Here is a 12,371-nt window from a genome sequence, read left to right as displayed (position 1 = left end):
TTCGCGCCCGGCGGCCGTCAAGACGCCATGAGGGTCGGGCCGCCCGGGGAAAGGGACCTTCACCGACCGGCCGGTACGGGGCCACAATGGGCGCATGGACCACGCGACCCCCCTGGAACAGGCGCTGCACGTCGCCCGTGCCCTCGTCATCGCCGACCTCGCCGCCGGTGAGGTCGCCGACGCCGATGTCGTCTCGCTCGTCGAGGATTCCGTGACGCACCGCAGGTGGTGGGTGGAGCAGTGGCCCGAGGGCGTCGACTACCTCGCCGGACTCGTCGCGCAGGACGTGAAGGACGCCCTGCTGGAGAAGTACGGGCGCTGGCCGCTGTGCCCGGTGTGCGCGCACGGGGAGCCGCACGCGCTGGACGTGGAGCCGGAGCTGGGGCCCGATCCGCACTGGGTGTGTTCGGAGGCGGGCGTCCGGGTGGCGGCGGTGGGCGGCCTCGGTCCCGTCTTCCATCCGGGCCGGTGAGCCGCCCGTGACCGTCTACATCGACCCGCCGGTCTGGCCGGGGCACGGCCGGATGTGGTCGCACCTGGTCAGCGACGTCTCGTACGAGGAACTGCACGCGTTCGCGGCCTCCATCGGCTGCCCGGCGCGGGCCTTCGAGCGGGACCACTACGACGTGCCCGCGCACCGGTACGCGGCCGCGGTCGGGGCGGGCGCGGTGGAGATCGGCAGCAAGGAGCTGGTGCGCCGGCTGACGGACGCGGGGCTGCGCAGGCCGAAGGGCCGCCCGGCCTGAGCCGGGCGGCCCCGTGGGTCAGGCGTCGGCCGGCTGCGGGGTGGCGGCGGCCGGGGCGGCGGAGCCCGAGGCGATCACGCGGGTCGCGCGGGGCGGCGTACGGCGGTCCAGGCGCAGGGCGATCACGGTGAGCGCGATGGCGGTGAGGGTCATGGCGCCGCCCGCCCAGGCGGGGGCGACGAAGCCGTGCCCGGCGTCGATGACGGTGCCGCCGAGCCAGGGGCCGCCGGTGTTGCCCAGGTTGAAGGCGGCGGTGGTGGTGGCTCCGGCGAGGGTGGGGGCGGCGCCGGCGACGTTGAACATGCGGGCGTTGAGGGCCGGGGCGGTGAAGAACGCCGAGACGCCGATCAGGAACGCCAGGGCGATGGCGGCCGCCTGCACGGAGGCCAGCAGGGTGAGTGCGGCGAGGAAGACGGTGGAGGCGCTGATGCCCCAGAGCATCACCCCGAAGAGGTGCGCGTCGGCGATCCGGCCGCCGACGGTGGTGCCGAGCAGCGCGCCGACGCCGAACAGGCCGAGGATCCAGGGCACCCACGTCGCGTCCAGTCCGGCCACGTCGGTGAGCAGCGGCGACAGGTAGCTGAAGGCGCAGAAGACGCCGCCGGCGGCCAGCGCGGTGATGCCGATGGACAGCCACACCTGGCGGTCGCGGTAGATGCGCAGCTCGCGGCCGAGGCGGGGCCGCTCGGCGGGCAGCGGGATCTTCGGGATCAGCGCCAGGATCCCGGCGAGCGCGAGGGCGGAAGCCGCTCCGACCGACCAGAACGCGGCCCGCCAGCCGAACTGCTCGCCGAGGAAGGCGCCCGCTGGGACGCCGAGGACGTTGGCGATGGAGAGGCCGCCGATCATGACCGCCATGGCGCGGGCCCGCTGGTCCTTGTCGACCATGGCGATGGCGACGGCCGCGCCGACGGCCCAGAACCCGGCGCAGGCCAGGGCGGAGACCACGCGGGAGGCGAAGAGCAGCCCGTACGAGGGGGCCAGCGCGCCCGCGACCTGGCCGAGGCCGAAGAGGCTGATCAGGGCGATGAGGGTGGTGCGGCGGGGCAGGCGCAGGGTGGCGACGGCCAACAGCGGGGCGCCGACGACCATGCCGACCGCGAACGCGGATATCAGCAGCCCGGCCTGCGGGATGGTGACGCCCATGTCCTCGGCGATGGGTGGCAGCAGTCCGGAGAGCATGAACTCGCTGGTGCCGAGCGCGAAGACGGACAGGCCGAGGATGTAGACGGCGACGGGCATGCGGGGGCGTGGGGTAGCTGCGGGCATGACATTCACAAACCGATGCGAACGGGGACGCATTCCCGGGCGGGCGGTCGTCTGTCAGGTCGCGGCCTCAGGTGGCGGCCGTCAGCGTGTCCAGTTCCGCCGTGAGGTTGTGGCGGGCCGGGGCCTCCCAGTGGGCCGCGCCGTACGGGGTGCGGAAGAGGCGGGGCAGGGCCAGCAGCCGGCGCAGTACGGCGGCGCGGCCGTCCCGGAAGGCCTCGTCGGGGACGAAGCCGTACTCCGCGCGGACGGCGGCGGCGTAGGCGGCGTACTCCCGCGGGGCGCCGGCGAGGACGCCGAGGTCGGCGTCGCAGAGGGCCTCGCCGTTGGTGTCGCCGGGGGCGGGGTCGTGGGTGACGGTGAGCCGGACCAGGCGGGCGACCTCGGCGGTGCGGGCGGGGGCGATGCCGAGTTCGGGCAGGGCGCGCTCGGCGAGGGCGGCGCTGCGCTCCTCGTTCTCGGAGCGGTCGGGGCGGTAGACGGCGTCGTGGAACCAGGCGGCGAGCTCGACGGCGGCGGGGTCGGCGGCGTGCGGGGCGAGTACGTGGGCCCGCGCCAGTACGTCGGCCAGGTGGTCGGTGGTGTGGTACCGGCGCTGGGGCTCCGCCCAGGCGGTCAGCAGGCGCTCGGCGCAGGGGCCGGGGTCGCGGACCGGGTCGGCTCCGGCGGCGGTGACGGTGGCCCGCCAGCGGGCGCGGAGGGCGGTGGCGTCGCGGGGGGCGGGGTCGGTGTCCATGCGCACATTGTGGGGGTGGCGTGATGTCGCTGGTGGAGGGCGGGTGCGGGCCCGTACCCTGAACATTGGACTAGACCTATTTTCCTTATCGGAACAACATCCGATCAACCGGAACAAAGGACGGCATCGAATGGGCAACCGTGCGCTCCTGGAGGTGATCGCCCTGGACGCGCAGGACGCGGTCGCGGCGCAGGCCGGTGGGGCGGACCGGCTCGAACTGGTCACCGACATGGCCGCCGACGGGCTCACCCCGCCGCGCGAGACCTTCGCGGCGATCAGGGCGGTGGTCGACATCCCACTGCGCGTGATGCTCCGCAGGACGGACGGGTTCGCCGCCGGTGACGTCGCCGGGCTGGTGGAGGCGGCGCGGGGGCTGCGGGCCGAGGGGGCGCGGGAGTTCGTACTCGGCTTCCTGAACCCGGACGGCAGCCCGGACCTGGCGGCCGTCGAGGCGGTCGTGGCGGAACTCGACGGCTGCCGGTGGACCTTCCACCGGGCCATCGACCGGGCGGCGGACCGGGACCAGCTGCGCAAGGCCCTCGCGGACCTGCCGGGGCTGGACACCTACCTGACGGCGGGCTCGGCAGCGGGGGTCTCCGACGGCCTGCCGGTCCTCCTGGCGGAGGCCGCGCGGGCGGGCGAGCCGGGCTACGCACCGCGCATCCTGGTCGGCGGCGGCCTCACCCTGGCCCACCTCCCGGCCCTGCGGGCGGCGGGCATCGATGCCTTCCACATCGGCGGCGCGGCCCGCCCCGCGGGCTGGTCCCGACCGGTGTCGGCGGCGGCGGTCGCGCAGTGGCGCGAGGCGGTGGGGTAACCGAGCCCGGCCCCGGCTTCGGGTGGCGGGGTCGGGCCGGGGCCGCCCGGCGGCGTCAGGTCAGGGCGGCCGGGAGGGGGGCGCTGTGGAGGGCCGTCAGGCCGGAGACGGCTCGGGTGAGGCAGACGTACAGGCGGCGCAGCCCCGTCCGCTCGTCCGGTTCGCCGGAGACGATCGCGGCGGGCTCGTCCAGCACCACGTAGTCGTACTCCAGACCCTTCGCCAGCGACGCCGGCACCAGCGTCAGCCGGGACCGCGCCGTCGTCTCCTCGCCGGGCGCCAGATACGGCAGCCCGGCCTCCGCCAGCGCCCGCGCCAGGTCCGGGATCCGCGCGTCCGCCGCGATCAGGCCGACCGAGCCCTCGTGCGTCAGCGAGTCCCGGCAGGCCGCGACGACGTCCGCCGTCAGGTCCGCCGACTCCGCGACCACCAGGGAGCCCGGCGTCTCGCGGACCGAGGAGACCGGCGCCAGCCCCGGCGAGATCACCGGCAGCAGCCGGGACGCGTACGCGATCACCTCGCGCGGCACACGGAAGCCCGCCGTCAGCTCCTCCAGCACCGCCTCCGGCTTCCCCAGGTGCGTCAGCGCCTCGTCCCAACTGCGCGTCGCCCACGGGGTGGTGCCCTGCGCCAGGTCGCCGAGGACCGTCGCCGAGCCCGTCGTACAGCGCCGCCCCACCGCCCGGTACTGCATCGGGGACAGGTCCTGCGCCTCGTCCAGGACGACGTGGCCCAGGGACGGGGTGCGCTCCACCAGGTCCGCGGCCTCGTCGATGAGCACCAGATCCGCCGCCGACCACTTCGCCGCCTTCACACCGCGGAAGGGCTTCGGCCACAGCAGCAGCTTCTGCTCGTCCTGCGTGAGGATCCCCTCCGCGTGGGCCGCGAGGAACTCCGGGTCCGACAGCAGGCGCAGCACCAGCTTCGCCGGCTCCACCGGCGGCCACACCGCCTTCACCGCCGCCTTGACCGCCGGGTTGCGCGCCACCGCGTCCTGCACCCGGTCGTCGGGGGCCTCGCCCGCCTGCTCCATGCGGACCAGGATCGCGTGCGCGATGCGCTGCGGGAGCGCGTCGCGGGCCGCCCCGTAACGGATGTCCCGCTCGCGCAGCTCCGCGACGATCTCGGCCAGTTCGTACGCGGGCACCCGCCAGCGCCGCGACCCCCGCACCACCATCAGCGGCTCGGCCGGCTCGGTGATGTGGGAGCGGACGGCGCGGCGCAGCACCTCCGCCATCCGGGCGTCGCCCTTGACCACGGCGGTCGCGGCGGCGTCGGCGGCGCGCACCTCCAGCCCCGCGCGGGCGACCAGGTCGTCCACGGTGGCCTGCTTGACCTCCAGCTCGCCCAGGGCGGGCAGCACCTGCTCGATGTAGTGCAGGAAGGACCGGTTCGGCCCGATGACCAGGGTGCCGGTGCGGGCGAGGCGGTCGCGGTGCGCGTAGAGGAGGTACGCGACGCGGTGCAGGCCGACGGCGGTCTTCCCGGTGCCGGGACCGCCCTGGACGCAGACGGAACCGGACAGGCCGGAGCGGACGATCTCGTCCTGCTCGGGCTGGATCGTGGCGACGATGTCCCGCATGGGGCCGACGCGGGGGCGTTCGATCTCCTGCTGGAGGAGCCTGCTGACGGCGGCCGATTCGGTGGGATCGCAGAGGTGCTCGTCCTCGTACGCGGTCAGTTCGCCGCCCGTGTACCCGAAGCGGCGGCGCAGTCCGATGTCCTGCGGGTCGTTCTTGGAGGCGCGGTAGAAGGGCTGCGAGACCGGCGCGCGCCAGTCGATGACCATGGGGTCGCCGTCGGCGTCGTGGACGTGGCGGCGGCCGATGTAGAACTGCTCGCCCCCCGCGCCCTCGGCCAGCTCCGCGCCCGGGGCGTGCAGGTAGTCGAGGCGGCCGAAGAAGAGCGGGGTGTGGGAGAGGTCGGCGAGGGCCTTGACGCGGTCCTCCATCTGGGCCTGGAGGACGACCGCGTTGACCCAGTTCGCGGTGACGTCGCGGATGTCGAGGGCCTCGACGTCCGCGCGCATGGCGCGCAGGGCGGCGCGGGAGGCGCTCAGATGGGCCCGTTCGCGGCCCAGCGGATCGGTCGTGGCCTCGTCGGGGGTGGTGTCGGGGGCGTGCGCGGGCACGGGACTGCCTCCAGCTGTGTGGCGATGGAAGCCCGCCGGTTTCCGTCCGGCGGGAGGCTCTCCCCGGCAGGGCTGCGGGAGGCGGCAAGAGCGGAGAGTGTAGTCAGCGGGGCGGGGCGGCGCGAACGGATTACCGGGCGCGGGTCCCGCCGGGGGCAGGACCTCCGTACGGGTGTCATACGGGGGAGCGTCAGACCTCAGGGGTGCCCGTAGGGGTCGGCATGGGCCGGGAGGAGGACGCCGGGGGCCTTGCGGTTACACCCCCAGGGCGATGTGGATCCGGGGCGGGAAACGCACCATGGACACATGAGCACCGCAACCTTCACCCCGAGCCGGGGCGGCCGCCCGAGCGGCGCCACCGCCACCTCCGATTCCCGTCCGCGCCACCGTTTCGGCGATGTCCTGCGCGCCGTGGGGGTCTTCACCACGACCGCCGTGAGCGTCGTCGTCCTCGGTGAGTACGCCGAGGACGCGGGCGTCATACGCCGCTGAGCGGGCGTCGGGCGTCGGGCGTCGGGCGTCGGGCGTCGGGCGTCGGGCGTCGGGCACCGGGCGTACGCGGGCCGGGCCCCGGGTGGCCGTCGGGCGGCCCCGGGTGTCCGACGGGCGGGTGCCGTGCCGGGTCGTCGCGGCGCGTGGCCTGATCCCGGTACCGGTCGCCGGGTGATCCACTAGGGTCACGCGCGTGACACGCAGCTCCGATTCCCGCCGCTCGCCGTCGCCCCTCGTCGGTGTGCTGGTCACGGGCTCGCTGCTGGTGCTGGGCGTGCTCTGCGTCGCCTGGCGCATCCCGGCCGCCGACGCCCTGCTGCGGGGGTTCTCCGGCGCCGAATGGCATCCGCCCGCCGCCTATCCGCCGTTCGCCGCGATCCTGTTCACGCCGGCCGCGTGGCTGCCGGCCGGAGTGCTCAAGGCCGTCCTCGTCCTCGGGAGCGGCTGCCTGTTCGCCCTGCTGGTCCTGCTCTCCTGCCGTCTCGGCCGGCTCCGGGCCCGGCCGGGCGCCGTGCTCGCCGCCACCATCGGCGGGCTCTGGCTGGAGCCGCTGTTCCAGAGTCCGCTGCCCGGCCAGATCAACCTGGCGCTGGCCTGCCTGGCCCTGTGGGACCTGGCCCGGCCGCGCGCCGCGCTCGGCAAGGGCTTCGCGCTGGGCACCGCCGCCGGGATCACTTTGACCCCGGCCGTCTTCATCCCGTACCTGCTGCTGACCGGCCGGGTCCGGGCCGGGCTCACCGCCCTGGCCGGTCTCGCCGGGACCGTCCTGCTCGGCCTGCTGGTCCTTCCGCAGGCCTCCGCCGACTTCTGGGCCCGCCACCTCCCGGCCCATGGGCGGGCCCTGCTGCTGGACTGGCCGCACCTGTGGGTGTGGGCCGTACCGCTGCTGTCGGTCCTGGCCGGCGCGCTCGCCCGCCGCCCGGCCCGGCCGCGCACGGAGCCGCGCACGGAGTCACGTACGCGGCCGCGCACAGAGCCGCGTACCGATCCGGGTACGCGGCCGGGCCCCGAGCCGGGTCCGGCGGCCGGGGGCGTTCCCGCGCCCCGGCCGCCCCTGGGGCCGGGGGTCAGTCGCTCGCCAGCAGCTCGTCGGCGTCCATGATCCGGTAGGCGTAGCCCTGCTCCGCCAGGAAGCGCTGGCGGTGCGCGGCGAAGTCCTGGTCGATGGTGTCGCGGGCGACGACCGAGTAGAACCGGGCCTCGTGCCCGTCCGCCTTCGGCCGCAGCACCCGGCCGAGGCGCTGCGCCTCCTCCTGCCGGGAGCCGAAGGTGCCGGACACCTGGATGGCGACGGTCGCCTCGGGCAGGTCGATGGAGAAATTGGCCACCTTCGAGACGACCAGCACGCTGATCTCGCCCTCGCGGAAGGCGTTGAAGAGCTTCTCGCGCTGCGCGTTGGAGGTCTCGCCCTTGATGACGGGCGCGTCCAGGTGCTCGCCCAGCTCGTCGAGCTGGTCGATGTACTGCCCGATGACGAGGGTCTGCTCGCCCTGGTGCTTGCGCACCAGGGCCTCGGTGACCTTGCGCTTCGTCGCGGTCGTCGCGCAGAAGCGGTACTTCTCCTCGGTCTCGGCGGTCGCGTACGCGAGCCGCTCCGCCTCGGTGAGGTTGACGCGCACCTCGACGCAGTCGGCGGGCGCGATGTAGCCCTGCGCCTCGATCTCCTTCCACGGGGCGTCGAACCGCTTCGGCCCGATGAGGGAGAAGACGTCCGACTCCCGGCCGTCCTCGCGCACCAGGGTGGCGGTCAGCCCGAGCCGCCGCCGCGCCTGGAGGTCGGCGGTGAACTTGAAGACCGGCGCCGGCAGCAGGTGCACCTCGTCGTAGAGGATCAGCCCCCAGTCCCGGGAGTCGAAGAGCTCCAGGTGCGGGTAGACGCCCTTCCGCTTGGTCGTCAGCACCTGGTACGTGGCGATCGTGACGGGCCGGATCTCCTTGCGGGTGCCGGAGTACTCGCCGATCTCCTCCTCCGTCAGCGAGGTCCGCTTGATCAGCTCGTGCTTCCACTGCCGCGCCGAGACGGTGTTCGTCACCAGGATCAGCGTCGTCGCCTTCGCCTTCGCCATCGCTCCGGCGCCGACCAGCGTCTTGCCCGCGCCGCAGGGCAGGACGACCACCCCGGAACCGCCGTGCCAGAAGCCCTCCACGGCCTGTTGCTGGTACGGGCGCAGGGCCCAGCCGTCCTCGACCAGGTCGATCGCGTGGGCCTCGCCGTCGACGTACCCGGCGAGGTCCTCGGCCGGCCAGCCGAGCTTCAGCAGGGTCTGCTTGATCTGGCCGCGCTCGGAGGGGTGCACGGCCACCGTGTCGGGGTCCAGCCGCGCCCCGACCAGCGGGGCGATCCGCTTGGACCGCAGGATCTCCTCCAGCACGGGCCGGTCGGTGCTGGTCAGCACCAGCCCGTGGACCGGGTGCTTGGACAGGGTGAGCCGTCCGTAGCGGGCCATGGTCTCGGCGACGTCGACGAGCAGCGCGTGCGGGACGGGGTACCGGGAGAACTCCACGAGCGCGTCGACGACCTGCTCGGCGTCGTGCCCGGCCGCCCGCGCGTTCCACAGCCCGAGCGGGGTGATCCGGTACGTGTGGATGTGCTCCGGCGCCCGCTCCAGCTCGGCGAAGGGCGCGATGGCCCGCCGTGCGGCACCGGCGAGCTCGTGGTCCACCTCCAGCAGGAGGGTTTTGTCGCTCTGGACGATGAGAGGCCCGTTCACAGACGCCCCTTTCCGGCGTGGGGTGCCCGTCCGGACGCGGACGGGCAAACCTCCAGTCTGCCGCATCGCACCGCTTCCGGGGCCGTCCCGCCCGGACGCGGCCGTTTCCGTCCCGCCGGGCCGTGGCGCGGGGCGGGCCGGCGGCGGCCGGTCGGGTCAGGCCCTGAGGTGGGGCAGGGGAGGCGTCGGATAGGGGGTTTCGACGGGGAGCAGGGCGCGGGCCGCGTCCGTGGCGCCGGTCCGGACCAGGGCGTGGACCTCCCGGGCCAGCGGGGTCACATCGCGGATGGAGACCGTCCACTCGTCGGCGTAGGCCCGCGCGAGGGGGCCCGACAGGCCCAGCTGGAGCGAGCGGTTCGGGAGCGGGCTCAGGTGCAGGTCCCGCTCGGGGTCCCACTGGACCCGGGCCGGGGCGCGGGACAGGGACCGCTTCCAGGCCGCGCGGTCCTCGTGCACGCCGCGGGCGTAATGCGCGAGGCAGGCCCCGGCCAGGGCCAGGTCGAAGCCCGCGCGGGTGATCTCGACGGCCAGCACGGTCTCCTGGCCGGCCTTGGACGCCCAGCCGCAGCGGTACATCATCCACAGGAACGACGGTTTGACCCAGGTCATCCGCTCGCGCTTCCAGGCGGGCGGGAAGCGGCCGTCGCGGGCCGCGGGGAGGCCGAGGGCGGGGGAGTAGGCCTGGTAGACGGTGACCGTGGCGGGGCCGTGGGCGGCGCGGATCTGGCGGGCGGGGGTGGGGTGGGGGGTGGGGCCGGGGGTGGACACCCCGTCAGACTGCCCCGGGCGCGGGGCGGGTGGCCAGCGGTTTTCCGCTCCGGGGGCGGGGGGTTCTTCCGCCCCCCCGGGTGCGTGGCGGGCGGGCGGCGGGTTCCCGGTCCGCGCCCGGGTGGGAAGCGGGCTTCCGTTCCGCCGCCGGGTGCGTGCGGCGGGCTTTCGTACCGCCGCCGGGTGGGCGCGGCGGGTCTTCGTACCGCCCCGCGTCAGACCTGGTCCTCCGCCAGTTCCGCGACGCCCGTGATGCGGTGCAGGGCGTACGTGCGCACCTCGTCCGCCGTGTGGTCGTACCCGGTGACGAAGCCGCCCTCCACCCGTACCGGGGCGATGACCCGCTGGCTGGCCGCCCCGTCGGCGTTCACGTACCCGATCCACACCGCCGAGCCGGTCAGCGCCGCCGCCTGCACCGTGGCCAGGGTCTCCGCCGCGCTCGTCCGCGGCAGTTCGCCCGTCGCGGGCCCGCCGTCGGAGGGCGCCGGCTCCTTGCGGACCGCCGTCGCCGCCAGGTCGCTCGCGCGGATCGCCCGTACCGCCGCGCCCAGCAGCGTCGCGTCCGGCACCGGTGGCCCGTCCGGGACGGGCACCGGCGCCGAACGCGCCGGGGTGCGGTGCGCGTCGGCCCGCGCCACCAGCACGTCGCCGGTACGGGACTCCGCCGCCGGGGCGTAGCCCATCGCCCGCAGCCCCTCCAGCAGCGCCCCCGGTTCGGCCTGCGCCGCCAGCACGGTCGGCGCGATGCGGCGCAGCCCCAGCCCGGCCGACCGCTTGTCGGCCAGGATCTCGCCGAGCATCGCGTCGTCGTCGCAGCGCACGTACGAGGAGGCCGCGCCGACCCGCAGGTGCCCGTGCCGCCGGGCCACGTCGTCGATCAGGTACGCGAGCGGCTGCGGCACCGGGGTCCGGCTGTGCTCGGCGAGGAAGGCGTGCAGGTCGGAGGCGGTGTGCCCGGAGTCCAGCGCCCGCCGTACGGAGCCGGGCGTGAAGCGGTACACCGTCGCCCCGCCCTTCGACTCGACGTCGGCCAGCACGGCCAGGACGTCGCCGAGCGGGCGGCGCAGCGGCCCCGGCGCCACCGCCGTCAGGTCGGCCTGGAGCAGGACGTGGTCCACCGGCTTCGGCAGCAGCGGCCCCAGCAGCGGCGCCGGATCGGCCCCCGCCAGCAGGGCCCGCCCGAACGCGCTGAGCGCGCCCCGGCCGGTGACGCCCAGCACCTCGGCCTCGTGCAGCGTCCAGTGCGCGAGCCGGGCCCGCAGGTCGCTCGTCCCGCGCACCGGCCGCTCCCACGCCAGCCGCTCCAGCAGCGCGTCCGGGTCGGGGGACGCGCCCTCGGGCAGGTCGGCCAGCAGCTCCAGGACCCGGCTGCGCACCTCGGGCGCGGCCGAGCGGTCCAGGTCGGGGCCGAGGGCCGACAGGGTGCGGCCCTTGGCGTCCTGCTCGCCGACCAGCCCGGCCGTCCGGGTCGCCGGCAGCCAGGCCGCCGCCAGCGCCGACCACCGTTCGGGGGGCGGCAGTTCGCACCAGCCGTCGAAGGCGGGGGTGGGCGCGTACCGCTCGTCGGCCTCGCCGTCGCCGGCCAGCAGCCCGGCCGCGTACGCCAGTTCCGCCCAGAACGCCGCCGACGCCTCGGTGGTGTCCAGGGTGGCCGCCGCCCGCTTGAGGTCGCGTACGGAGAGCCCGCCGGCCCGCAGCACCGGCGGCCCGGTGTGCTCCCAGGACTTCACCAGCTCCTCGACGGTGGCCAGCGCGGCCAGCGCCTGACCGGCGGCGTTCGCGTCCACGAGCTGTGGACGGTGTTCGCGGTGCGCGCCGACCTCCGGGGCCAGCGGCGCCGTCCGCCGGTGCGCGAGCCCGCCGCGCAGGTGCAGGGCCACCTCGCGGGGCAGCACCACCGTGCGCGCCGTCGCGGGCAGCAGCAGTCCGCGGTCGCGCAGCCAGCGCACCGGAGGCGTCGGATGGGGCGTCACCTCCCCGTACGGCGGCCCCCACACGAGCCGCCCCAGCACCTGGTGCGCCTCCGCCGGAGCCTCGTCCAGCAGCGCCGACATCCGCTCCGGGTCGGTGAACAGCCCGGTCAGCGCGGTCACCGCCGACACCGGGTCATGGGTGGCGGGCAGCCCGGCCGCCGCCACGATCTCCTGGATCCGGGTCGGCGACATCCCGGCTGTGGCCTCCGCGACGGTGGGCCCCAGGCCGGTCGGCGAGGGCCGCTGCGCGGACGGGGCGAGCAACTCGCGGGCGGTGCGGACCAGGCGCAGCCGGTCCTCGTCGCCCCACACCAGGGCCTGGTCGCGCAGGGTGCCGAGGGCGCGGGGCAGGGCGGCGCGGGCGGCCTCGTCCTCACCGCCCGTCAGCAGCGACTCCAGCACCGGGTACGGGCACGGCTCCGGGGCCACCGCCAGGGCCTCGGCCGTCTGCAGCGCGAACCGGTCCAGCCGGTCCAGGGCGCGCACCACCGAGGCGCGGGTGCCGGCCCGGGTGGCGAGCTGGGTGACGTCGCCGGGCACCGGGCTCAGCAGGTCCGGCCGGGCGTGGAGCAGGGCGGCGAGCCCCACGTCGTCGCGGGCGCGCAGCGCCTCGGCGAGGGAGCGCGGGGCGTTCGCCGCAGCGGTGCCGGTGCTTGCCTCGGGCACGGTGGTCGCCTCCTGGTCACGTCGGCCGGTCGTCGGCCGGTCCCCATCCGGTCCACGGTATCCGC

Annotated in this window: 11 protein-coding genes; 5 read left to right on the top strand and 6 right to left on the bottom strand. The window is 75.7% G+C overall.

Translation table 11 applies throughout. The features are described 5' to 3' along the window. The first annotated feature begins 94 nt into the window (after positions 1–94). The gene (locus ACZ6ZT_RS21495) at positions 95–472 is read left to right on the top strand and encodes a hypothetical protein (protein WP_469721247.1); all 378 of its coding nucleotides are present in this window, start codon (positions 95–97) and stop codon (positions 470–472) included. 7 nt (positions 473–479) lie between these two features. Further along, positions 480–746 (top strand): DUF4031 domain-containing protein, encoded by a 267-nt coding sequence (locus ACZ6ZT_RS21490; protein WP_469721245.1) that lies wholly within the window; start codon positions 480–482, stop codon positions 744–746. A gap of 18 nt (positions 747–764) precedes the next feature. On the opposite strand, the gene ACZ6ZT_RS21485 is transcribed toward ACZ6ZT_RS21490, so the two are convergent. Both ACZ6ZT_RS21485 and ACZ6ZT_RS21480 read right to left on the bottom strand, forming a co-directional pair. After that, positions 765–1,988, bottom strand: coding sequence for a Cmx/CmrA family chloramphenicol efflux MFS transporter (locus tag ACZ6ZT_RS21485; protein WP_469721243.1), 1,224 nt, complete (start codon positions 1,986–1,988; stop codon positions 765–767). 94 nt (positions 1,989–2,082) lie between these two features. Beyond that, the gene (locus ACZ6ZT_RS21480) at positions 2,083–2,748 is read right to left on the bottom strand and encodes an HD domain-containing protein (protein WP_469721241.1); all 666 of its coding nucleotides are present in this window, start codon (positions 2,746–2,748) and stop codon (positions 2,083–2,085) included. A gap of 130 nt (positions 2,749–2,878) precedes the next feature. Between ACZ6ZT_RS21480 and ACZ6ZT_RS21475 the strand changes: the two genes are divergently transcribed. Further along, complete coding sequence (locus ACZ6ZT_RS21475; RefSeq protein ID WP_469721239.1) at positions 2,879–3,565, top strand: copper homeostasis protein CutC; 687 nt, start codon at positions 2,879–2,881, stop codon at positions 3,563–3,565. A gap of 55 nt (positions 3,566–3,620) precedes the next feature. Here ACZ6ZT_RS21475 and ACZ6ZT_RS21470 read toward each other — a convergent pair whose 3' ends face one another. Then, a complete protein-coding gene (locus ACZ6ZT_RS21470; protein WP_469721237.1) occupies positions 3,621–5,696 on the bottom strand; it encodes a HelD family protein in 2,076 nt (691 codons plus the stop codon). A gap of 306 nt (positions 5,697–6,002) precedes the next feature. Here ACZ6ZT_RS21470 and ACZ6ZT_RS21465 point away from each other — a divergent pair, with 306 nt between their 5' ends. Further along, a complete protein-coding gene (locus ACZ6ZT_RS21465) occupies positions 6,003–6,188 on the top strand; it encodes a hypothetical protein (protein WP_469721235.1) in 186 nt (61 codons plus the stop codon). A gap of 193 nt (positions 6,189–6,381) precedes the next feature. Beyond that, entirely contained in the window at positions 6,382–7,290 is a 909-nt protein-coding gene (locus ACZ6ZT_RS21460) for a glycosyltransferase family 87 protein (RefSeq protein ID WP_469721233.1), read from the top strand. On the opposite strand, the gene ACZ6ZT_RS21455 is transcribed toward ACZ6ZT_RS21460, so the two are convergent. The 3 genes from ACZ6ZT_RS21455 to ACZ6ZT_RS21445 form a co-directional block, all read right to left on the bottom strand. Beyond that, on the bottom strand, positions 7,256–8,899 hold the full coding sequence (locus ACZ6ZT_RS21455) for a DNA repair helicase XPB (RefSeq protein ID WP_469721231.1): 1,644 nt from the start codon (positions 8,897–8,899) through the stop codon (positions 7,256–7,258). The two genes, ACZ6ZT_RS21460 and ACZ6ZT_RS21455, sit on opposite strands and share 35 nt — an antisense overlap. Before the next feature lie 156 nt (positions 8,900–9,055). Next, complete coding sequence (locus ACZ6ZT_RS21450; protein ID WP_469721229.1) at positions 9,056–9,667, bottom strand: DUF4291 domain-containing protein; 612 nt, start codon at positions 9,665–9,667, stop codon at positions 9,056–9,058. Positions 9,668–9,882: 215 nt separating this feature from the next. Continuing rightward, positions 9,883–12,306 carry a helicase C-terminal domain-containing protein gene (locus ACZ6ZT_RS21445; protein ID WP_469721227.1) on the bottom strand — a complete coding sequence of 808 codons (2,424 nt, stop codon included), beginning with the start codon at positions 12,304–12,306 and terminating at the stop codon, positions 9,883–9,885. Positions 12,307–12,371: the final 65 nt, after the last annotated feature.

The sequence above is a fragment of the Streptomyces sp. NPDC102258 genome (genome assembly GCF_055584685.1).
This window is presented reverse-complemented; position numbering and strand designations above follow the sequence as displayed.

Coding starts and splice junctions, on each gene's coding strand:
- ACZ6ZT_RS21475 (WP_469721239.1), top strand. CDS start 2,879: ATGGGCAACCGTGCGCTCCTGGAGGTGATCGCCCTGGACGCGCAGGAC.
- ACZ6ZT_RS21480 (WP_469721241.1), bottom strand. CDS start 2,748: ATGGACACCGACCCCGCCCCCCGCGACGCCACCGCCCTCCGCGCCCGC.
- ACZ6ZT_RS21485 (WP_469721243.1), bottom strand. CDS start 1,988: ATGCCCGTCGCCGTCTACATCCTCGGCCTGTCCGTCTTCGCGCTCGGC.
- ACZ6ZT_RS21495 (WP_469721247.1), top strand. CDS start 95: ATGGACCACGCGACCCCCCTGGAACAGGCGCTGCACGTCGCCCGTGCC.
- ACZ6ZT_RS21465 (WP_469721235.1), top strand. CDS start 6,003: ATGAGCACCGCAACCTTCACCCCGAGCCGGGGCGGCCGCCCGAGCGGC.